General features: G+C 57.6%; 17 protein-coding genes and 1 riboswitch. Of the genes, 9 read left to right on the top strand and 8 right to left on the bottom strand.

Features of this window, described 5'->3' with window-relative positions:
* The first annotated feature begins 83 nt into the window (after window positions 1-83).
* Together ID864_RS11315 and ID864_RS11310 are read left to right on the top strand one after the other, a co-directional pair.
* Window positions 84-749, top strand: a complete 666-nt coding sequence (locus ID864_RS11315) for a DUF1190 family protein (RefSeq protein WP_048914580.1) — start codon at window positions 84-86, stop codon at window positions 747-749.
* Window positions 750-755: 6 nt separating this feature from the next.
* On the top strand, window positions 756-1,916 hold the full coding sequence (locus tag ID864_RS11310; RefSeq protein WP_191149851.1) for a glutathionylspermidine synthase family protein: 1,161 nt from the start codon (window positions 756-758) through the stop codon (window positions 1,914-1,916).
* A gap of 190 nt (window positions 1,917-2,106) precedes the next feature.
* Here ID864_RS11310 and ygiD read toward each other — a convergent pair whose 3' ends face one another.
* Window positions 2,107-2,892, bottom strand: a complete 786-nt coding sequence (gene ygiD / locus ID864_RS11305; RefSeq protein ID WP_191149850.1) for a 4,5-DOPA-extradiol-dioxygenase — start codon at window positions 2,890-2,892, stop codon at window positions 2,107-2,109.
* A 306-nt stretch (window positions 2,893-3,198) separates the two neighbouring features.
* Window positions 3,199-3,855 carry a 3,4-dihydroxy-2-butanone-4-phosphate synthase gene (gene ribB / locus ID864_RS11300; RefSeq protein WP_048914577.1) on the bottom strand — a complete coding sequence of 219 codons (657 nt, stop codon included), beginning with the start codon at window positions 3,853-3,855 and terminating at the stop codon, window positions 3,199-3,201.
* A 107-nt stretch (window positions 3,856-3,962) separates the two neighbouring features.
* Window positions 3,963-4,112, bottom strand: a riboswitch (FMN riboswitch).
* Window positions 4,113-4,273: 161 nt separating this feature from the next.
* Here ribB and ubiK point away from each other — a divergent pair.
* Window positions 4,274-4,606, top strand: coding sequence for a ubiquinone biosynthesis accessory factor UbiK (gene ubiK / locus ID864_RS11295; RefSeq protein ID WP_191149849.1), 333 nt, complete (start codon window positions 4,274-4,276; stop codon window positions 4,604-4,606).
* A gap of 39 nt (window positions 4,607-4,645) precedes the next feature.
* On the opposite strand, the gene hldE is transcribed toward ubiK, so the two are convergent.
* The 3 genes from hldE to ID864_RS11280 form a co-directional block, all read right to left on the bottom strand.
* Window positions 4,646-6,082 carry a bifunctional D-glycero-beta-D-manno-heptose-7-phosphate kinase/D-glycero-beta-D-manno-heptose 1-phosphate adenylyltransferase HldE gene (gene hldE, locus ID864_RS11290; protein ID WP_048914575.1) on the bottom strand — a complete coding sequence of 479 codons (1,437 nt, stop codon included), beginning with the start codon at window positions 6,080-6,082 and terminating at the stop codon, window positions 4,646-4,648.
* A 95-nt stretch (window positions 6,083-6,177) separates the two neighbouring features.
* Window positions 6,178-8,991, bottom strand: a complete 2,814-nt coding sequence (glnE, locus tag ID864_RS11285; protein ID WP_191149848.1) for a bifunctional [glutamate--ammonia ligase]-adenylyl-L-tyrosine phosphorylase/[glutamate--ammonia-ligase] adenylyltransferase — start codon at window positions 8,989-8,991, stop codon at window positions 6,178-6,180.
* 36 nt (window positions 8,992-9,027) lie between these two features.
* Complete coding sequence (locus ID864_RS11280; protein WP_048914573.1) at window positions 9,028-10,332, bottom strand: CYTH domain-containing protein; 1,305 nt, start codon at window positions 10,330-10,332, stop codon at window positions 9,028-9,030.
* Between the two features lie 243 nt (window positions 10,333-10,575).
* On the opposite strand from ID864_RS11280, the gene ID864_RS11275 reads away from it, so the two are divergent.
* Window positions 10,576-11,196: a TIGR04211 family SH3 domain-containing protein gene (locus ID864_RS11275; RefSeq protein ID WP_048914572.1), complete on the top strand. Its 621-nt coding sequence runs from the start codon at window positions 10,576-10,578 to the stop codon at window positions 11,194-11,196.
* 138 nt (window positions 11,197-11,334) lie between these two features.
* On the top strand, window positions 11,335-12,555 hold the full coding sequence (locus ID864_RS11270; protein WP_191149847.1) for a multifunctional CCA addition/repair protein: 1,221 nt from the start codon (window positions 11,335-11,337) through the stop codon (window positions 12,553-12,555).
* Between the two features lie 99 nt (window positions 12,556-12,654).
* Here ID864_RS11270 and bacA read toward each other — a convergent pair whose 3' ends face one another.
* Together bacA and folB are read right to left on the bottom strand one after the other, a co-directional pair.
* The gene (gene bacA / locus ID864_RS11265; protein ID WP_048914570.1) at window positions 12,655-13,476 is read right to left on the bottom strand and encodes an undecaprenyl-diphosphate phosphatase; all 822 of its coding nucleotides are present in this window, start codon (window positions 13,474-13,476) and stop codon (window positions 12,655-12,657) included.
* Between the two features lie 144 nt (window positions 13,477-13,620).
* Entirely contained in the window at window positions 13,621-13,980 is a 360-nt protein-coding gene (folB, locus tag ID864_RS11260; RefSeq protein WP_048914569.1) for a bifunctional dihydroneopterin aldolase/7,8-dihydroneopterin epimerase, read from the bottom strand.
* Window positions 13,981-14,087: 107 nt separating this feature from the next.
* On the opposite strand from folB, the gene plsY reads away from it, so the two are divergent.
* The gene (gene plsY / locus ID864_RS11255; RefSeq protein ID WP_191149846.1) at window positions 14,088-14,690 is read left to right on the top strand and encodes a glycerol-3-phosphate 1-O-acyltransferase PlsY; all 603 of its coding nucleotides are present in this window, start codon (window positions 14,088-14,090) and stop codon (window positions 14,688-14,690) included.
* A gap of 135 nt (window positions 14,691-14,825) precedes the next feature.
* On the opposite strand, the gene tsaD is transcribed toward plsY, so the two are convergent.
* A complete protein-coding gene (tsaD, locus tag ID864_RS11250) occupies window positions 14,826-15,839 on the bottom strand; it encodes a tRNA (adenosine(37)-N6)-threonylcarbamoyltransferase complex transferase subunit TsaD (protein WP_187497846.1) in 1,014 nt (337 codons plus the stop codon).
* 303 nt (window positions 15,840-16,142) lie between these two features.
* Between tsaD and rpsU the strand changes: the two genes are divergently transcribed.
* From rpsU to rpoD, 3 genes are all read left to right on the top strand, one after another.
* Window positions 16,143-16,358, top strand: a complete 216-nt coding sequence (rpsU, locus tag ID864_RS11245; protein ID WP_001144069.1) for a 30S ribosomal protein S21 — start codon at window positions 16,143-16,145, stop codon at window positions 16,356-16,358.
* Between the two features lie 111 nt (window positions 16,359-16,469).
* Window positions 16,470-18,215, top strand: coding sequence for a DNA primase (dnaG, locus tag ID864_RS11240; RefSeq protein WP_048914566.1), 1,746 nt, complete (start codon window positions 16,470-16,472; stop codon window positions 18,213-18,215).
* A gap of 381 nt (window positions 18,216-18,596) precedes the next feature.
* Complete coding sequence (gene rpoD, locus ID864_RS11235; protein WP_048914565.1) at window positions 18,597-20,438, top strand: RNA polymerase sigma factor RpoD; 1,842 nt, start codon at window positions 18,597-18,599, stop codon at window positions 20,436-20,438.
* Window positions 20,439-20,518 lie beyond the last annotated feature (80 nt).

Below are 20,518 nucleotides of genomic sequence, written 5' to 3'. Positions count from 1 at the left end.
CCGGTCTGTCGCGCCTCATCGCTTCATTTTTCACCGCTATTCCCCTATCCTATGCACTACCTTTGGGCACAGGACGAAAAGTGATGAAACGGACTAAACAGATTAATCATGCCTCCTTTCGCAAAAGCTGGAGCGCACGCCATTTAACGCCGGTGGCGCTGGCGGTTACCGCCGTATTTATGCTGGCCGGTTGTGAGCAGTCAGACGAGACCGTCTCGACTTATATGAACGCCGATGACTGTTCGAGCGCCAACCCGGGCAAGAGCGAGCAGTGCACCACGGCCTATAACAAAGCTAAAGAAGAGGCGGTGAAAACCGCACCGAAATATGCCACCCGCGAAGACTGCGTGGCGGAATTCGGTGAAGGCCAGTGTCAGCAGGCTCCGGCTCAGGCTGGCGTGGGCACCACCAATGCTGAATCTCAGTCCAGCGGCAGCTTCTGGATGCCGCTGATGGCCGGTTACATGATGGGCCGCATGATGGGCGGCGGTATGGGCCAGCAGCAGCCGCTGTTCTCCTCTAAAAACCCAGCCAGCCCGGCCAACGGCAAATTCGTTGATGCCAGCGGCAAAAGCTACGGCGCAGCTACCCCTGGCCGTACCATGACGGTGCCTAAATCCGCCATGGCACCAAAACCTGCCACTACCAGCACCGTAATGCGCGGCGGCTTTGGTGAAAGCGTTGCCAAGCAGACCAGCATGTCACGCAGCAGCGCGGCTTCCGGCTCCAGCCGCAGCTTTGGGGGCTAATCGCTGATGAAGCGTATTGCCATCACTGAACGCCCAGACTGGCGGGAAAAGGCCACGGAGTTTGGTTTTCGTTTTCACACCATGCACGGCGAGCCGTACTGGTGTGAAGATGCCTATTACCAGTTCACCTTAGAGCAGATTGAGACGCTGGAAGATGTCACCAGCGAGCTGCATCAGATGTGCCTGCAGGCGGTAGAGATGGTGGTCGGCAGCGACGAGCTGCTGGAGAAGTTTCGCATCCCCAAACACACTTGGGACTTCGTGCGCGAGTCGTGGAAAAGCGGCCAGCCGTCGCTCTACTCCCGCCTCGATCTCGCCTGGGATGGTGTGTCGCCACCTAAGCTGCTGGAAAACAACGCGGATACGCCAACTTCGCTGTATGAAGCGGCCTTTTTCCAGTGGCTGTGGCTGGAGGACCAGCTGAACGCCGGCCAGCTGCCGGTCGGCAGCGACCAGTTTAACAGCCTGCAGGAGAAGCTAATCGAGCGCTTCGCCGAGCTGCACCAGCAGCACGGATTCAGCTGGCTGCACTTCGCCTGCTGCCGCGATACCGATGAAGATCGCGGCACGGTGCAGTATCTGCAGGATTGCGCTACCGAAGCGGGCCTGCCGAGCGAATTCCTCTATATGGATGAGATTGGCCTCGGCGAGAAAGGGCAGTTTACCGATCAGCATGACCAGGTGATCGCCAATCTGTTCAAACTCTACCCGTGGGAATTTATGCTGCGCGAGGTGTTCTCCACCAAGCTGGCCGATGCGGGCGTGCGCTGGCTGGAGCCGGGCTGGAAGAGCATTATTTCTAATAAAGCGCTGCTGCCGCTGCTGTGGAAGATGTTCCCGGATCACCCCAATCTGTTACCCGCCTACTTTGCCGAAGACAACGTGCCGCACATGGATAAATACGTGGTGAAGCCGCTGTTTTCCCGTGAAGGCGCGAATATTCGCATTGTGGAAAACGGTCAGGAGATTGCCCGCGTTGACGGTCCGTACGGTGAGGAAGGAATGATCGTACAGCAGTTTCATCCGCTGCCGAAGTTTGGCGATAGCTATACGCTGATTGGTTCGTGGCTGATCAACGATCGGCCAGCAGGAATTGGTCTGCGCGAGGATCGCGACTTGATCACCCAGGATCTGTCACGATTTTATCCGCACGCGTTTATCGAGTAATCGCGCGCTGTGGCGGGCGGGCCGCAACATAAGGTCCGCCCCTGGAAATCGCTTACAATAAGGTTACCAACAGGCGTTATTGGCGATGCCAGTTTGGGTGCGGCCAGCGCACAGCTCCCTCAACGTACATCAGTACCTGAGGAGAGCGAGCACTGCCCAATCCCAACAAAATGGTGAGCAAAATAGCCTGTTATCCCACCTGCACCGACAACATACTTAACGACCCCATCACAATCCCGTCCACCGGGATCGCTATCGCCTCGCCCGCGGCGCGTGCGCCCAGCACATACAGCAACGGCAGATAGTGCTCCGGCGTCGGGTTCGACAAGGCGGCGCCTTCATGCTGCATAAAGTTCACCAGCGGATGCTGCTCTGATTCTCCTTCCCAGCTCAGATTATCGCGCACGTACTGATTGAACGACTCCGCCCAGGGATAGGCTGCGGCATCGCCGCCCCAGCGCACCATGCGCAGGTTGTGCACCACGTTACCGCTGGCCACGATCATGATGCCCTGTTCGCGCAGCGCCGCCAGCTTGCGGCCCAGCTCAAAGTGGTAAGCAGGCGGCCTGGTACCGTCAACGCTCAGCTGCACGACCGGAATATCGGCATCGGGATACATCTTGATCAGCACGCCCCAGGAGCCGTGGTCAAAACCCCACTCGCGGTCGAGTTCTACCGCTACCGGAGCCAGCGCATCGGCAACCTGCTGTGCCAGCGCGGGCGAACCCGGTGCCGGATAGTGGGTATCGAACAGCGCCTGCGGGAAACCGCCGAAGTCATGGATAGTGCGCGGTTTCTCCATCGCAGTGACTGCGGTGCCACGCGTATACCAGTGTGCGGAAACCGCAATAATCGCTTTCGGGCGCGGCAGCGTTTTACCCAGCTCACGCCAGGTTTCAGTGTAGATATTCTCTTCCAGCACGTTCATCGGGCTGCCGTGTCCAAGGAAAAGCGCGGGCATACGTGAGTGGCTCATGTTAAAACTCCAGGCAATATTGTGCTCAATGACGCCTACATTACGCGCTTTATTTCACGGATGAACCTGGATAAGCCTGACGGAGATATTCAGAAAATTTGAAGGGGAACGGGGAAGTGAATTTCTGCCCCCTGAGATTCAGGGAAATAATCCCCCGGGAGCGTAGATGAGTACGTGACCGGGGTGCGCGACAACTCTGCCTGGAGCAGATTTGAACGCTGTTTACAGCGCCCCCGCAGGGGCGCGGCCCAGGGATGGGCCGAGTAATGTAGCCAACGCCCACATAGCTTGAAGTATGACGGGGATTTAGCTGGCCTGACGCGTCTCGTGACTGCGGCGGTAAGCCACCAGGTCTTCGATGGTCACAACCGGCATGTCGTGCTGCTTAGCAAACACGATTGCTTCAGGGGCATGTGCCATTGAGCCATCGTCGTTAGTCAGCTCACACAGCACGCCCGCAGGCTTGAAGCCGGCCAGCGTCACCAGGTCAATGGTCGCTTCGGTGTGGCCACCACGGGTCAGCACGCCGCCAGCACGGCCGCGCAGCGGGAATACATGGCCAGGGCGATTCAGATCGCTCGGCTTAGTATCATCGGCAATCGCGGTGCGGATGGTTGTCAGGCGGTCAGTAGCAGAAACGCCGGTGGTGACACCTTTGGCGGCTTCGATAGTCACGGTAAAACCCGTACCGTAAGCGCTGGTGTTGTCCTGCACCATCATCGGCAGCTCAAGCTCCTGCAGACGCTGTTCGGTCAGACACAGGCAAACAATACCGCTGCCGTGACGGATGGTCAGCGCCATCTGCTCAACGGTCATGGTTTCCGCGGCGAAGATCATATCGCCTTCGTTCTCACGATCTTCATCGTCTAAAACCATCACACCGCGGCCAGCGCGCAGCGCTTCGATAGCACGGGTTACACGCTGTTCAGGCGTGCCAAATTCAGAAAGTAGCGACTGATTCATGGTAAAAAAACCTTAATTAATTTATGGGTTACCAGAACCAGGGCGTGCTTAGGAGTGTCATGCAGTGACAAAAAATAACGCGAGGCAGGCAAAAGCCCGACAAGATTCGTTACTCTCTCCCATCCGGACTCTAACCGTCGGCCCCGGAATCACACCGGGTCTGCTGTCCTTCAGAATTGCTCCTGAAGCGCTCGCGGGCTTTCAGCGTCAGCTGATTTACCGCCGGTGGGGAATTTCGCCCCGCCCTGAGAATAAGCAAAAACATCATAACGCTGAAAAAGTAGCAGAGCAACGAACAAAAACATCAAATAGATTGTCAGCAGATGACTAAGGCATTTCCTGTTTATTCATTTCAGGTTTAACCTTTTAGCGTCAGGGATTACACTAAGGTAAAACCCGCTGCTACCAGGAAGCCGCTATGATCGACGCAAAAAAAATTGAACAACTGGCCCGTCAGGTCCATGACTCCATGCCGAAAGGGATCCGCGAGCTGGGTGATGATGTGGAGAAGAAAATTCGCCAGACATTACAGGCGCAGTTAACCCGTCTGGACGTGGTGAATCGCGAAGAGTTTGATGTGCAGACTCAGGTGCTGCTGCGCACGCGTGAGAAACTGGCCGCGCTGGAACAACGCCTGGCCGAGCTGGAAGCGAAAGTGGCACAGCCTGCTACAGCTGCAACGCCAGCGGCTTCCGCAACACCAGCGACCTCTGCAACAGCGGCCACCAGCGAGCCGAAAGCGCCAAACTGAGTGAGTTAAGCGGCTGCCCGCAAGGGCAGCCGCCAGCTATCAGCTTTTACCGGTGCCTGAAATAATTGTCTTGATGATATTACTGGTTGAAATACCGTCTTCGAAGTTCAGCACCCGCACGTCACCGCCGTTAGCCCACACTTCTTTACTGCCCGCGATATCTTCCGGCTTATAGTCTCCGCCTTTCACCAGCAGGTCCGGCAGCACCTCAGCAATCACCCGCTGTGGCGTGTCCTCTTCAAAACCGATGACCCAGTCCACAGCTTCCAGCGCACCCAGCACGATCATACGATTGACCAGCGGGTTTACGGGGCGCGTTTCGCCCTTCAGGCGACGGGTTGAAGCATCGCTGTTGACCGCCACAATCAGGCGATCCCCCAGCTTACGCGCATTGGCAAGATAGGAGACGTGGCCCGCGTGCAGAATGTCGAACACGCCGTTGGTCATCACCACTTTCTCGCCGCGCTGGCGCGCCTTGGCGACTTCAGCAATCAGCTGTGCTTCATCCATCACGCCAAAGCCGGATTCAGGGCGCGCATGAATGGCGTTCTCCAGTTCAACCGGGGAAACCGTCGAGGTCCCCAATTTACCGACCACCACGCCCGCCGCGGCATTCGCCAGGAAGCAGCTCTCTTCCAGCGTATTGCCTGCCGCCAGCGCGGCCGCCAGTACGCCAATCACCGTATCACCGGCACCGGTAACGTCGAACACTTCCTGCGCCTGAGTTGGCATATGGAATGGCTCTTTGCCCGGCTGCAGCAGCGTCATACCGTGCTCGGAACGCGTGACCAGCAGCGCCGACAGGCCGTGCTGCTGCATCAGTGCCGTACCGCGCTCGACGATATCCGCTTCGCTTTTACATTTGCCCACCACCGCTTCGAACTCGGAGAGGTTTGGCGTCAGCAGCGTTGCACCGTGATAACGTGAGAAATCAGTCCCTTTCGGGTCGACCAGCACCGGTACGCCCGCTTCGCGTGCCAGCGCGATCATGGTTTCAACGCTGGCCAGCGCGCCTTTGGCGTAGTCAGACAGCACCAGCGCACCAATTTTCGGCAGCGCCTCACGGATGCGCTCGTGCATTGGCTCCGGATTAACCCCGTCAAAGCCCTCTTCAAAATCGAGGCGGATCAGCTGCTGGCTGCGTGACAGCACGCGCAGTTTGGTAATGGTTGGATGCGTCGGCACCGCCACGAAATCACACCGCACGTTCACCCCGGCCAGGGTCGCGCTCAGCGCCTGCGCGGCTTCATCAATCCCGGTCAGGCCCACCAGACGCGAACCGGCACCGAGAGAAGCGATATTCATCGCCACGTTGGCCGCGCCTCCCGGGCGCTCCTCCACATGGTCCACTTTGACCACCGGCACCGGGGCCTCTGGGGAGATGCGACTGGTTGGGCCGTGCCAGTAGCGATCCAGCATCACATCGCCAACCACCAGAACACCCGCGCGCGAAAAATCGGGCAGTGTAATTTTCATTCCAGACACTCCAGACTGCAGTTTAAACAGGAAAAATTATGCGCGCGATGATAGCACAACTTGCTGCTGACCATCATCACGCGCCGAACACCCACTCAGGCTCCCAGCCACTTCTGCCAGCTGGCATTGACCTGGGCCTTTTCCGCGCTGAATGCGCTCTCCTCTACGTGCCCCGGCAGCTCCTGCAAAGCGAGATGGTGCAGCGCATCGCGCAGCGAAACGTAGGCCTGGGTCAGCGCTTGCGCCTCGGCCTGCGCCATCTTGTCGCCATTTGCCAACAGTTCGAGGATGCGCACGTTATCGGACCAGCGCGTCAGCGTCGGATCCTGGGCGGCGTAGCGTAAGACCAGGTATTGCGTAATGAATTCAATATCGGTGATACCGCCCTCATCCGCTTTCAGATCCCAGCGCCCTTTATGCTTGTGCCCAAGGTGCGCGCGCATCTTCTCGCGCATTTCCCGCACTTCGGTTTTCAGCGCGTCAGGCTCGCGCGGCAGCGAAAGAATGCCACGGCGGATCTGGTCAAAGCGCTGACTCAGCGCCCCATCACCAAACACAATGCGCGCCCGCACCAGTGCCTGATGCTCCCAGGTCCAGGCTTCATTGCGCTGATAATCATCGAAGGCATCGAAGGTACTGACCAGCATCCCCGCCGCACCGGACGGGCGCAGGCGCGCATCGACTTCATACAAAATGCCGGAGGAGGTGCGGGTGCTGAACAGATGCATCACGCGCTGCGCCAGGCGCAGGTAAAACTGGCGCCCGTCGATGCTGCGCTCACCCAGCGTCACGGCATCCACCGGGCAGTCGTGCAGGAATACCAGATCGAGATCGGAACTGTAGCCCAGCTCCCAGCCGCCCAGCTTGCCATAGCCGACCACGGCGAAGCCCCGCTCGCTGTCGCTGGTCAGGTGCGTCGGGCGACCGTAGCGCTGCACCATCATATTCCATGCCTGCTGTACCACCGCTTCGATCATCGCTTCTGCCAGCCAGGTCAGATGGTCGCTGACCTTCATGACCGGCAGGGTTTTGGCGATATCGGCGGCGGCAATGCGCAGATGCTGCGCCTGTTTAAACTGGCGTAGCGCCTCCAGCTGCTGCTCTTCGTCCTCTTCCGGGATGCGCAGCAGATACTGGCGCAGCTCGTCGCGGTAGGCATCGGTGGCGGTCGGCTGGTACAGCGTGGCCGGGTCGAGCAGCTCATCAAGCAGCAGCGGGTGGCGCGCCAGCTGGCTGGCAACCATCGGTGAGGCGGCGCACAGGCGGATCAGATGTTTCAGCGCGCCGTCGAATTCGGTCAGCAGTTCGAGATAGGTCGAGCGGGTGACCACGCCTAGCAGCAGCGGGGTCAGGCGGCTGAGCGTAACCGGGGCATCATCGCGCGGCACCACTTCACTCAGCAGGCGCGGCATCAGCTGATCCAGCGCCTGGCGGCCGCGTGGACCAATGGTGCGTTTATCCACATCCAGGCGGAATTCGGTGATGGTGCGCCACAGCAGCTGGCGGGCGGCGCTGTCGAGATGCGGCACCAGCGGTGCCAGCTCGGCTTCTTCCAGCTGATCCTGCCACAGCACGCCGTATTCACCCGCGTCGCGACTGTCGCCGCTCTCTGAGCTATCGTCGCCGATCAGATCGTTAAAGATGGTGCGCACCTGCGCCATATGGATATCAAGCTGGTCATGCAATGCCTGCCAGTCGCTGAAATCCATCGCCCAGGCAAGGCGGGCGCGGTCCAACTCAGCCACCGGCAGCGTCTGCGTCTGTTCGTCGTTGATGCTCTGCAACAGATTCTCCAGGCGACGCAGGAACAGATAGGCATCGCGCAGCTGGCTAACCTGCCCTTGCGGCAGCAGATGCAGCTCGCCAATCGCGTGCAGCGTCGGCAATAAGGAGCGCATTTGCAGCGATCGTTCGCGACCGCCGCGTATCAGCTGGAAGACCTGCACGATAAATTCGGTTTCGCGGATACCGCCAGCGCCCAGCTTGATGTTATCGGTCAGCCCGCGCCGCCGTACTTCACGCGCGATCATGCTTTTCATATTGCGCAGCGACTGGATCACGCTGAAATCAATGTAGCGGCGAAAGACAAACGGGCGCAGCGTCTGGCGCAGCTCTTCGCTCCAGCGGTCGTCGCTGTCGCCCATCAGGCGCGCTTTCACCATCGCGTAGCGTTCCCAGTCGCGCCCCTGCTCCTGGTAATAATCTTCCAGCGCGGCAAAGCTCAGCACCAGCGGGCCGCTGTCGCCAAACGGGCGCAGGCGCATATCCACACGGTAAACAAAGCCATCCACGGTGGGCTGATCCAGCACCTTAATCAGGCGCTGCCCAAGGCGGGTGAAGAACTGCGCATTATCCAGCTCGCGGCGGCCCCCCTGGGTGGTGCCGTTTTCCGGCCAGGTGAAGATCAGGTCAATATCAGAGGAGAAATTAAGCTCGCCACCGCCCAGCTTGCCCATACCGAGGATCAGCAGCGGCTGCGGCTCCCCGGCGGCATTCACCGGCGTGCCGAAATCGCGGCAGCAGGCGTGCCACAGCCAGTCGCGGGCGGCGACTATCAGCGTCTCCGCCAGCTCGCTCAGCTGGCGCAGGCTCTGCTCTGTACTGCTGGTCGCCAGCGTCTGCATCCAGGCGATACGCGTCAGCATATGGCGGCGGAACAGGCGCAGCTCGCGCATCAGCGCATTTTCATCCTGCGCCGCGGCCAGCTGCGTCTGTAACCACTGCAGATAGTGTTGCCATTCATCCGGCTGCGGCGGCTGCTGCTGGATCTGCTGCCACCAGTCGGGGCATTTTGCCAGGTTATCGCTGATAAAATCGCTAAATGCCAGCACCGCCTTTTGCTGTTCACTGGCCCCGCTGAAAATGGGATCGAGCAGTGCGATCTGCCCGGTCAGTAACGATGGCAACATAATCACTCCCTTATAAAAAGCCGCACGCCAAAGGTTTTACACGCTGCCGTTCTTCCAGAACGCCGCCTGTTTCAGCGCCTGCTGGCGATGACTGTCCAGCCACACTTCCTGCTGGCTGACAATCGCCTGCTGCAGCTGCTGCCAGCTTTGCAGCCAGCTGTTGACCACATCAGGTTGATAGGCACCGGCCAGCAGATGAACGGCCAGCAGCTGGCGATGCAGGCGCGTCAGTTTGTCCTGATACTCGCCCGAATGGTTGACGTGAGCGAAGGTCTCTTTCAGGTCGGCGGCAATGCGCCCGAGCATGATATCGCTGAAGCGTTTAAATGAGCCCTGCAGCTTGGCATCCGCCTTTTGATCGACAAACGCACGCCAGCCTTCGGTGACGATCCAGTTAGTAAGCGCTAACTGGGTCTCCAGCCAGACCGGACTGAAACAGAGCTTTTCAGCGCTGACATTCTCTTCCAGCAGCGCCTCTTCCAGCACGGTCAGTTTTTGGCGCAGATCGCTGCTGGCCTTGCGCGGAACCAGCGCGCCGTACAGAGAGAAGACCTGACGCAGCGTCTCCAGCGCATCCTTGATCTGCGGCAGTGCGCCGCTGACGCCGCGCAGCCACAGCTCTTCGTGATACTGCCACTGGCTGAGAGCCAGCAGGAACCCGCTGCGCATCCCCTCTTCTACCGTTGCTTTCGGCTTGACCTTCAGCAGCGGAACCGGGCGCAGCGGGCGCGGTGGATTGCCCTGCGCCAGCGCATAGCCGCGTGCGGCTTTGCTCAGGCTGCCGAGGCGCAGGCCCTCCAGCGTGGCCAGCTCGGCGGCAAAGGCCAGCAGATCGTCACGCTGGCCACTTTTCAGCTCCAGCTCGATTTCTCGCAGCGGCTCGCTTAACGCACCGGCACTGACTTCCCCGCAGTCGTAAGCCACTTCAATCTCGCTTTGCAGGTAAGTAACCACCCACTTTTCGCGCACGAAATGGGTACTGAACAGCGCGTTGAGGCGCTGTTGCAGCGCGGCCACGTCGGTGCCTGCAGGCCAGACGTCGGCAGGCAGCAGGGCGATATCGAGCTCAGGCTGGCCGAGGGCCACATTGTATTCCGGCCGCTGATGCAGCCCGCCCACCGTCTGCCCGGCGGTTTTTAGCGTCATCTCGTAGCTGTCGCCAAAGCCGCGGATGCGCAGGCCCATATCCCAGCGGCGCAGCTGGCTGTCGTCGGTTTCAAAGTAGATGTTGGTGAGCTTCTGCCCCGCGCTGTGCTGGTGAGGCCAGTTCGCCAGTTTATCGGCAATTTTTGATGCAGCTTCTGCCGCGGCGATGAACTTTAATTCGATTTCGATGGTCATATTGTCTTATTTACGTCGTTAACGGCACGGTAAACGGTTAAGGTAACTGATTATGCCTGCTTTATGACAGGTAGCTTAACCCGAAGAGTAATGCACAAGCGACAGGGCTGTCTCTGCTTTATTACGCTTTCGCGTGCCCGCTCTCACGCTCTCTGAGACCAGGATAGTTCTCATTCAGCTTTCTGCGAGGCCGCTCCAGACTGTGCCTTTACTTTTTTCCAGCACTTACGAATAAGAGTTCGAATGAATAAAACTCACCTTATTGGACTGACTTTACTCACTTTTAGCGTTGCAACATCGGTTCATGCTGAAGAAAAACGCTACATTTCCGACGAGCTTTCCACCTGGGTCCGCAGCGGTCCTGGCAATGATTATCGCCTGATCGGCACCCTGAACGCCGGCGAAGAAGTCACCCTGCTGCAGTCAAACGACAATAGCAAATATGGGCAAATCCGTGACAGCCAGGGGCGCACCACCTGGATCCCGCTGGCACAGCTGAGCGAGCAGCCAAGCCTGCGTTCGCGCGTGCCGCAGCTGGAGCAGCAGGTCAAAGACCTGACGGCCAAACTGGCCAATATCGACGGTAGCTGGAACGAACGCACCGCCGAGATGCAGAAAAAAGTCGCCGGCAGCGATGGGGCGATCAACAGCCTGAAAGAAGAGAATCAGCAGCTGAAAAACCAGCTGGTGGTGGCGAAAAAGAAAGTGGATGCCGCCAACGTACAGCTTGACGATAAACAGCGCACCATCATTATGCAGTGGTTTATGTACGGCGGCGGCGTAGCCGGTGTTGGCCTGCTGCTTGGCCTGCTGTTGCCGCATATGATCCCGCGCAGGAAGAAAAGCGACCGCTGGATGAATTAATCCAAACGATGACAAATCAGGGTATCTGCGGATGCCCTTTTTGTCGTGCCTGCGATTTATCATTTGTGCAACATGGATGTTATAGTGTTCCGATTAATGATCGGTTAATTCCGATTATCCGCTTTGTGGAGACCCGCAGTGAAAACATACCTTGTCGGCGGCGCCGTGCGCGATGGACTGCTGAATTTGCCGCTGAAAGACAAAGACTGGGTGGTGGTGGGAGCCTCTCCCCAGCAGATGCTGGATGCTGGCTACGAGCAGGTTGGCCGCGATTTCCCGGTATTTCTGCACCCTTCCAGCCACGAAGAGTATGCGCTGGCGCGCACCGAGCGTAAGTCCGGCAGCGGTTATACCGGCTTCGTCTGCTATGCCGCGCCCGACGTCACGCTGGAGCAGGATCTGGCCCGACGCGATCTGACCATCAATGCCATTGCCCAGGACGCTGACGGCAACTTTTACGACCCTTATCGCGGGCGTGAAGACCTTAAGCTGCGCCTGCTGCGCCATGTTTCGGCCGCATTCAACGAAGATCCGCTGCGCGTACTGCGCGTGGCGCGCTTTGCGGCACGTTTTGCCCACCTCAATTTCCGCGTCGCTGACGAAACCATGGCGCTGATGCGCGCCATGGCGGCAAGCGGCGAGCTGGCGCATCTGACGGCGGAACGCGTATGGAAAGAGACGGAGAGCGCCCTGCTCACCCGCAACCCGCAGGTCTATTTCCAGGTGCTGCGCGACTGCGGTGCGCTGGCGGTGCTGTTCCCCGAGCTGGATAATCTGTATGGCGTGCCGGCCCCGGCCAAATGGCACCCGGAGATTGACACCGGGGTGCATGCGCTGATGACGCTGGCGATGGCCGCCCAGCTCAGCCCGGAGCTGGATATTCGCTTCGCCACGCTGTTTCACGACGTCGGCAAAGGCCTGACGCCGCCGGAGAGGTGGCCCAGCCACCACGGGCACGGCCCGGCTGGCGTGCCGCTGGTTGCCGCGCTGTGCGAGCGCCTGCGCGTGCCGAATACCGTGCGCGACCTTGCCCTGCTGGTTACCGAATTTCACGATCTGGTGCACACCGTACAGAATCAGTCAGCCGCTACGCTGATTGCCCTGTTTGACCGCGTGGATGCCTGGCGTAAGCCGCAGCGCGTTGAGCAGATTGCTATCACCAGCGAAGCCGATGCGCGTGGGCGCACCGGTTTTGAAAGCAATCCTTATCCGCAGGGCGACTACCTGCGCACCGCCTGGCGGGTGGCACAAAGCGTGTCGACCAAAGAGGTGGTTGAGGCCGGATTCAAGGGCAGCGAAGTCAGAGAAGAGCTAACGCGGCGGCGAGTGGCCGCGCTGGAACAGTGGAAGTCGTCATAACATCGTAACGGGCCGACCGAAATAAACGACCCCAGGGCTGATCGAATCAAACGACCCCAGGGCCGATCGAAACAAAAGATCGGCCCCTACAGGTAGTTTTTACAGAACAAACACCGCGTAAACCGCTGCCGCGATAATAAAGCGGTAGATAGCAAACGGGATAAACGAGATACGTTTGATGATGTGCAGGAAGGTCTTGATCGCGATCAGCGCGACAATAAAGGCGGTGACAAAACCGACGGCGAACATCGGGAAGTCGGCCATGGTCAGGAAGCCCATGCTCTTATAGAGATCCAGCGCGGTAGCGCCCATCATCATCGGCACGGCCAGCAGGAAAGAGAACTCAGAAGCCGCATAGCGGCTCACGCCCATCAGCATCCCGCCGGAAATGGTCGCACCGGAACGCGAGAAGCCCGGCCACAGCGCCAGACACTGGAAACAGCCAATCACGAATGCCTGGCGATAGGTAATATCATCCACGCCCACGGCTTTTGGCTGCTTCGGCTTCAGCAGCTCCGCCGCGATCAGCAGCACGCCACCGACCACCAGCGCATACATCACGTTAACCGGGTTAAACAGCGTTTTGATCTGGTCGTGCAGCAGCAGACCAATGACTACCGCCGGCACCATACCCAACAGAATATGAATCAGCGTTAATTTGCCGGTACCGGTACCTTCATGCGGCTCTTTGCCGAAGTGAATACCGATCAGGCCAAACAGACGGCGCCAGAACATCACCACCACGGCCAGAATTGAACCAAGCTGGATAACCACTTCGAAAGTCTCTGCTTTCTCGCCTTCAAAACCTAACAGATGACCGACAATGATCATGTGCCCGGTGGAGGAAACAGGAAGGAACTCCGTCAACCCTTCAACAATGCCGAGTATTGCTGCCACCCATAGCTGATGAATATCTGCCATCAAATTCTACCTCTAACCAAGTTAAAACCATTAAAAAGGCGGTCGCTTTGCGCTACCGCCAAATTGTGCCCGGACTGAATTAGGGCAACCTTAAGACAGACCATAATGTGGTTTGGTTTCATTGTCATGGCAATGAGATTGCGTTTATTTCGGATTAGTCCCGCGTTCGATGATCACCCCGACCTCACGCGCCTGAGCGACTGCTCCCGGTTTGCTGACCTTAATCCGCACCCACGGCGAGGCGAATCGAGCCAGCAACAGCGTGGCAATCTCCTCCGCAACGCGCTCAACCAGTGCGAATTTACCGTTGGCAACGTGATCGATAATCGCCTGTGAGACGTCGGCATAGCTCAGGCAGTCATTGACGTCATCGCTGGCCGCGGCTTTGCGGTTGTCCCACGCCATTTCGACATCGAACACCAGCTTCTGCTGAATCGTCTGTTCCCAGTCGTAAACGCCAATGGTAGTGATGACGGACAGGTGATCTATAAATACAATATCCATGATACGGCTCTCTGTTTTTACGGTTGCCGGATATCATCCCCGGCGGTTTATGCGTATTATCCACGGATGCAGACTTTAAGACGACCCCAACAAGACGGAATAGAGTTATGAGTGTATTCGCGCTTGGTATGATCATTTTCGCGTATCTGTGTGGCTCCATCTCCAGCGCGATTCTGGTTTGCCGGCTGTTTGGATTACCGGACCCTCGCCACCACGGTTCGCGCAACCCCGGCACCACTAACGTATTGCGCATCGGCGGTAAAGGTGCGGCAGCCATGGTGCTGGTGTTTGATGTGCTTAAAGGCATGCTGCCGGTCTGGCTGGCGTATCGCTTCGGCGTCACCCCGCTCTACCTCGGTCTGACCGCCATTGCGGCCTGTCTTGGCCATATCTACCCGGTATTCTTTAAGTTCAAAGGCGGTAAAGGCGTCGCCACTGCCTTTGGTGCTATCGCGCCTATCGGCTGGGATTTAACGGGATTGATGACCGGGACCTGGCTGCTGACGGTACTGCTGAGCGGCTACTCTTCGCTGGGGGCGATTATCAGCGCGCTGATCGCGCCGTTCTACGTCTGGTGGTTTAAACCGCAGTTTACCTTCCCGGTCGCCATGCTCTCCTGCCTGATCCTGCTGCGTCATCACGACAATATTCAGCGCCTGTGGCGCGGGCAGGAAACCAAGATCTGGAAGAAGAAGAGAAAGGATCCGTAAAGATACGGGCGAGGCATGCCTCACCCCTGCCAAATCACGGTGAATTCGCATCGGTAAGTGGGTTACTTAACCCCGACAAAAACGCGGTGAATGTGCTGATGGGCCAGGCATGCCTGACCCACAACAGGCGAGCAGTTAAATAGCAGGTAACTCTGCCAGCGGCCAGCGCGGGCGCACCGTGACGCTCAGCTCCGCATGCGCACCACCTTTCATCCGCACCATCCCTGCATAGGCAATCATCGCGCCGTTATCGGTACAAAATTCCGGGCGCGCATAAAACACTTCGCCGCCCCGCTTCTGCATCATCTCTGCCAGCTTACTGCGCAGCGTGCGGTTAGCGCTGACGCCCCCGGCAATCACCAGGCGCTTAAAACCACTCTGGTCGAGTGCACGGCGGCATTTAATTGCCAGCGTATCGACGACGGCATCTTCAAAAGCGCGCGCGATGTCAGCGCGAGTCTGTTCGCTGCTGTCATTATCGCGAATGGTATTTGCCGCGAAGGTTTTCAGGCCGGAGAAGCTGAAATCCAGCCCCGGGCGATCGGTCATCGGGCGCGGGAAGACAAAGCGCTTTTCCACTCCCTGCTGCGCCATTTTCGACAGCATCGGGCCGCCGGGATAGTCTAGCCCCAGCAGCTTGGCGGTTTTATCAAAGGCTTCGCCTGCCGCATCATCGATGGATTCGCCCAGCAGGGTGTATTCACCGATGCCCGTGACGCTGATCAGCTGCGTATGGCCGCCGGAAACCAGCAGCGCGACAAACGGAAACTCGGGCGGGTTATCTTCCAGCATCGGAGCCAGCAGGTGCCCTTCCATATGGTGCACGGCAATCGCCGGAACATCCCAGGCAAACGCCAGCGAGCGACCAATGGTGGCGCCAACCAGCAGCGCACCGACCAGGCCCGGGCCGGCAGTGTAGGCCACCGCATCGATATCCTGCGCCTGCAGCCCGGCTTCTTTCAGCGCGGCCTGGATCAGCGGCACCGTTTTACGCACGTGATCGCGCGAAGCCAGTTCGGGGACCACACCACCGTAGTCGGCGTGGAGCTTTACCTGGCTATAAAGTTGATTAGCGAGCAAACCGGCCGCATCGTCATAAATGGCAATACCGGTTTCATCGCAGGATGTTTCAATTCCGAGAACACGCATGGCTTTTTCACCTCATTCTTGCGGCGCGCAGTGTAGCATGACGGCGCTTTGCCGGGCGGCAATTTTAGCGACTCAGCGGTTATGCCTTGACCAATAAGGCGTTTTTTTTCCCACCAGGGACGCTGGTTTCGTGTATAATCAGCCCCCTGAAAAAAACCGGCAGCCGCACAGGCGCATCTGTTGGTTACATTAAGCTATGGTGCTTTACAACGCAGCCTGTGTTGGAGTAAAATTCCGCACCATTTTGAAATGAGCTGGCACCGATGTCAGCAGCAAAACCGAATTTATCGAGGTGAGAGTTACATGCCGGTAATTAAAGTACGTGAAAACGAGCCATTCGACGTAGCACTGCGTCGCTTCAAGCGTTCTTGTGAGAAAGCAGGCGTTCTGGCTGAAGTTCGTCGTCGTGAGTTTTATGAAAAACCTACTACCGAACGTAAGCGCGCTAAAGCGTCTGCAGTAAAACGCCACGCGAAGAAACTGGCTCGCGAAAACGCACGCCGCACTCGTCTGTACTAGTAGCCTGAGGGTTCGCCCTCTCGTTATACAGACCAGTTAGTAGTTATCAGGCCGTGCTTCCGAAAGGAATGCGCGGCTTGTTGTCGTTTATGAGCTGATCAACCGGGGCTTATGGCAGGAAGAATTCCACGCGTATTTATCAATGACTTACTCGCACGCACGGACATCGTGGATCTTATTGATGCCCGGGTGAAGCTGAAAAAGCAGGGTAAAAACTATCACGCGTGCTGCCCTTTCCATAATGAGAAAACCCCCTCCTTCACGGTAAACGGCGAGAAACAGTTTTATCACTGTTTCGGCTGCGGTGCACACGGCAACGCCATCGACTTCCTGATGAATTACGATCGTCTGGAATTTGTCGAAAGCATCGAAGAACTGGCGACCCTGTATGGTCTGGAAGTGCCGTATGAAAGCGGTAACGGTCCCAGCCAGCTTGAGCGTCACCAGCGTCAAAGTCTTTATCAGTTAATGACCGGTCTGCGCGATTTCTATCAGCAGGCGCTGGCTCAAAGCCAGTCGGCAGGCGCGCGTGAATATCTGGCGCAGCGCGGGCTAAGCGAAGAGGTCATTAAGCATTTTTCTATCGGTTTCGCCCCTGCGGGCTGGGACAACGCGCTTAAACGCTTTGGCCGTAATCCTGATGACCGCCAGTCGCTGATCGACGCCGGTATGCTGGTCACCAACGATCAGGGCCGCAGCTACGATCGCTTCCGTGAGCGCGTGATGTTTCCTATCCACGATAAGCGTGGGCGGGTGATTGGCTTTGGTGGCCGGGTACTCGGCGACGGGATGCCGAAATATCTCAACTCGCCGGAAACCGATATTTTCCATAAAGGCCGCCAGCTGTACGGCCTGTATGAAGCACAAAAAAATTATCCTGAACCGCCTAAGCTGTTGGTGGTTGAAGGGTACATGGACGTGGTGGCGCTGGCGCAGTTTGGCGTGGATTACGCCGTGGCCTCGCTGGGGACCTCCACCACAGCTGAACATATTCAGCTGCTGTTCCGCGCCACCAACACCGTGATTTGCTGTTACGACGGTGACCGTGCAGGCCGCGAGGCAGCCTGGCGTGCGCTGGAAACCGCATTACCTTACATGAATGACGGTCGTCAGCTACGCTTTATGTTCCTGCCTGACGGCGAAGACCCGGATACGCTGGTGCGTAAAGAGGGTAAAGAGGCGTTTGAAGCGCGGATGGAGCAGGCAATGCCGCTCTCCGGGTTTCTGTTCGATACGCTGATGCCGCAGGTCGATTTGCGCTCGCCGGACGGCCGCGCGCAGCTCAGCACCCTGGCCCTGCCGCTGATTAGTCAGGTGCCGGGCGAGACGCTGCGCATCTACCTGCGTCAGGAGCTGGGCAACAAGCTGGGGATCCTTGACGATAGCCAGTTGGAGAAGCTGCTGCCAAAGCAAGCGGAAAATGCGAAACCGCCCGCGCAGCCCCAGCTAAAACGCACAACCATGCGTATACTTATTGGGCTGCTGATCCAGAACCCGCAGCTGGCGATGATGGTGCCCTCGCTTGATGGGCTGGAGCAGTCGGATTTACCCGGTTTTCCGCTGTTCGTTGAGTTAGTGAGCACTTGCGTTGCTCAACCTGGCCTGACGACCGGACAGCTACTAGAGTTATACCGCGGCACAAAATTTAGCCAGAGCCTTGAAACCCTGGCAACATGGAACCACATGATAGTAGATGACGAAGTGGACACCATGTTTAAGGATGCGCTGGGCAGTATGTACGATGACGCGCTGGAGCGTCGGCTGGAAGAGCTGATTGCTCGTGACCGCACGCACGTACTGAGCGCAGAAGAGCGCCGCGAGTTCTGGACGCTAAGCCAGGCTCTGAAGAAACAGTAACCGCAGCAGGCTTAACCAGGCGCTGCGGGCTGACCGGAAAAGAGGGTCAGCCCCTACATCACAGAAGATTTTAGGGTTCGCCCCAAAGTCACACAGAATTTAGAGGCGTTATCGGCGTAGTTAGTTTGCGCACCCGCCTGCGCGCAGCACCCGGAGCGTACTGAAGTACGTGAGGAGTGCGAGCACAGCCGGGGGTTCAAAATGGCAAGTGAGATAGCCTCGACAAAGATATCAGCGGCTTAAGTGCCGAATTCGAGTCAGGCAGCCCCTGACAGCCGCCATGACGGGCAGCGGCAATAATCTAAACGCCCTCACTGTTATTGTTGGCATCTTAGCCGACCCGACACCAATCTAATTTAACAGAAGTGTGGATACCGTCTTATGGAGCAAAACCCGCAGTCACAGCTGAAGCTACTTGTCACCCGTGGTAAGGAGCAAGGCTATCTGACCTATGCCGAGGTCAATGACCATCTGCCGGAAGATATCGTCGACTCCGATCAGATTGAAGACATCATCCAGATGATTAACGACATGGGCATCCAGGTAGTGGAAGAAGCGCCTGATGCCGATGATCTGATGCTGAATGAAAACAACAACGATACGGACGAAGATGCTGCTGAAGCGGCTGCTCAGGTGCTATCCAGCGTAGAGTCCGAAATCGGGCGCACTACCGATCCGGTGCGCATGTACATGCGTGAAATGGGTACCGTTGAACTGTTGACTCGCGAAGGCGAAATCGACATCGCGAAGCGCATCGAAGACGGTATCAACCAGGTACAGTGCTCGGTTGCTGAATATCCTGAAGCCATTACCTACCTGCTTGAGCAGTACGATCGCGTTGAAGCGGGCGAAGCGCGCCTGTCAGACCTGATCACCGGTTTTGTTGATCCGAACGCGCAAGAAGATATCGCACCGACGGCGACCCATGTCGGTTCCGAGCTGTCTGAAGCTGAGCGTGACGACAACGAAGAAGAAGACGAAGAAGATGACGACAGCTCGGACGATGACAACAGCATCGACCCGGAGCTGGCGCGTGAAAAATTCAACGATCTGCGCGTACAGTACGAGAAAACCCGTACCGTCATCAAAGCGAAAAGCCGCAGCCACGCTGATGCCATCGCTGAGATCCAGAATCTTTCCGACGTCTTTAAGCAGTTCCGCCTGGTGCCGAAGCAGTTCGACTTCCTGGTAAACAGCATGCGCGTGATGATGGACCGCGTACGTACTCAGGAACGCCTGATTATGAAGCTGTGCGTTGAACTGTGCAAAATGCCGAAGAAGAACTTCATTACTCTGTTCACCGGCAATGAAACCAGCGAAACCTGGTTCAAAGCGGCACTGGCAATGAACAAGCCGTGGTCTGAAAAGCTGAACGACGTGTCAGAAGATGTGCATCGTGGCCTGCAGAAACTGCAGCAGATTGAGCAAGAAACCGGCCTGACCATTGAGCAGGTGAAGGATATCAACCGCCGCATGTCCATCGGTGAAGCGAAAGCGCGCCGTGCGAAGAAAGAGATGGTTGAAGCAAACTTACGTCTGGTTATCTCTATCGCCAAGAAATACACCAACCGCGGTCTGCAGTTCCTTGATCTGATTCAGGAAGGCAACATCGGCCTGATGAAAGCGGTTGATAAGTTTGAATACCGCCGTGGTTATAAGTTCTCAACTTATGCGACCTGGTGGATCCGTCAGGCGATCACCCGTTCTATCGCCGACCAGGCGCGTACCATCCGTATTCCGGTGCACATGATTGAGACGATCAACAAGCTCAACCGTATTTCGCGCCAGATGCTGCAGGAGATGGGCCGCGAGCCAACGCCGGAAGAGCTGGCTGAGCGCATGCTGATGCCGGAAGATAAAATCCGCAAGGTGCTGAAAATTGCCAAAGAGCCGATCTCCATGGAGACGCCAATTGGTGATGATGAAGATTCACATCTGGGTGATTTTATCGAAGACACCACGCTGGAGCTGCCGCTGGACTCTGCCACCTCTGAGAGCCTGCGTTCTGCTACCCACGACGTGCTGGCTGGCCTGACTGCGCGTGAAGCGAAAGTGCTGCGTATGCGTTTCGGTATCGATATGAACACCGACCACACGCTGGAAGAAGTTGGCAAGCAGTTTGACGTGACGCGTGAGCGTATCCGTCAGATTGAAGCGAAGGCGCTGCGTAAACTGCGCCATCCAAGCCGCTCTGAAGTGCTGCGCAGCTTCCTCGACGATTAACCGACGGTCTGCGTAACAAGATGGCTCCTCACTGAGGGGCCATTTTTTTGCGCTTAAATCAGCATAACTATTAAACAAAA

It is taken from the genome of Erwinia aphidicola (assembly GCF_014773485.1).
Lineage (GTDB): Bacteria > Pseudomonadota > Gammaproteobacteria > Enterobacterales > Enterobacteriaceae > Erwinia > Erwinia aphidicola.
This window is presented reverse-complemented; position numbering and strand designations above follow the sequence as displayed.

Coding starts and splice junctions, on each gene's coding strand:
- hldE (WP_048914575.1), bottom strand. CDS start 6,082: ATGAAAATTACACTGCCCGATTTTTCGCGCGCGGGTGTTCTGGTGGTT.
- folB (WP_048914569.1), bottom strand. CDS start 13,980: ATGGATATTGTATTTATAGATCACCTGTCCGTCATCACTACCATTGGC.
- glnE (WP_191149848.1), bottom strand. CDS start 8,991: ATGTTGCCATCGTTACTGACCGGGCAGATCGCACTGCTCGATCCCATT.
- ubiK (WP_191149849.1), top strand. CDS start 4,274: ATGATCGACGCAAAAAAAATTGAACAACTGGCCCGTCAGGTCCATGAC.
- bacA (WP_048914570.1), bottom strand. CDS start 13,476: ATGGCAGATATTCATCAGCTATGGGTGGCAGCAATACTCGGCATTGTT.
- ygiD (WP_191149850.1), bottom strand. CDS start 2,892: ATGAGCCACTCACGTATGCCCGCGCTTTTCCTTGGACACGGCAGCCCG.
- ID864_RS11315 (WP_048914580.1), top strand. CDS start 84: ATGAAACGGACTAAACAGATTAATCATGCCTCCTTTCGCAAAAGCTGG.
- ribB (WP_048914577.1), bottom strand. CDS start 3,855: ATGAATCAGTCGCTACTTTCTGAATTTGGCACGCCTGAACAGCGTGTA.
- ID864_RS11275 (WP_048914572.1), top strand. CDS start 10,576: ATGAATAAAACTCACCTTATTGGACTGACTTTACTCACTTTTAGCGTT.
- tsaD (WP_187497846.1), bottom strand. CDS start 15,839: ATGCGTGTTCTCGGAATTGAAACATCCTGCGATGAAACCGGTATTGCC.
- plsY (WP_191149846.1), top strand. CDS start 14,088: ATGAGTGTATTCGCGCTTGGTATGATCATTTTCGCGTATCTGTGTGGC.
- rpsU (WP_001144069.1), top strand. CDS start 16,143: ATGCCGGTAATTAAAGTACGTGAAAACGAGCCATTCGACGTAGCACTG.
- rpoD (WP_048914565.1), top strand. CDS start 18,597: ATGGAGCAAAACCCGCAGTCACAGCTGAAGCTACTTGTCACCCGTGGT.
- ID864_RS11310 (WP_191149851.1), top strand. CDS start 756: ATGAAGCGTATTGCCATCACTGAACGCCCAGACTGGCGGGAAAAGGCC.
- dnaG (WP_048914566.1), top strand. CDS start 16,470: ATGGCAGGAAGAATTCCACGCGTATTTATCAATGACTTACTCGCACGC.
- ID864_RS11280 (WP_048914573.1), bottom strand. CDS start 10,332: ATGACCATCGAAATCGAATTAAAGTTCATCGCCGCGGCAGAAGCTGCA.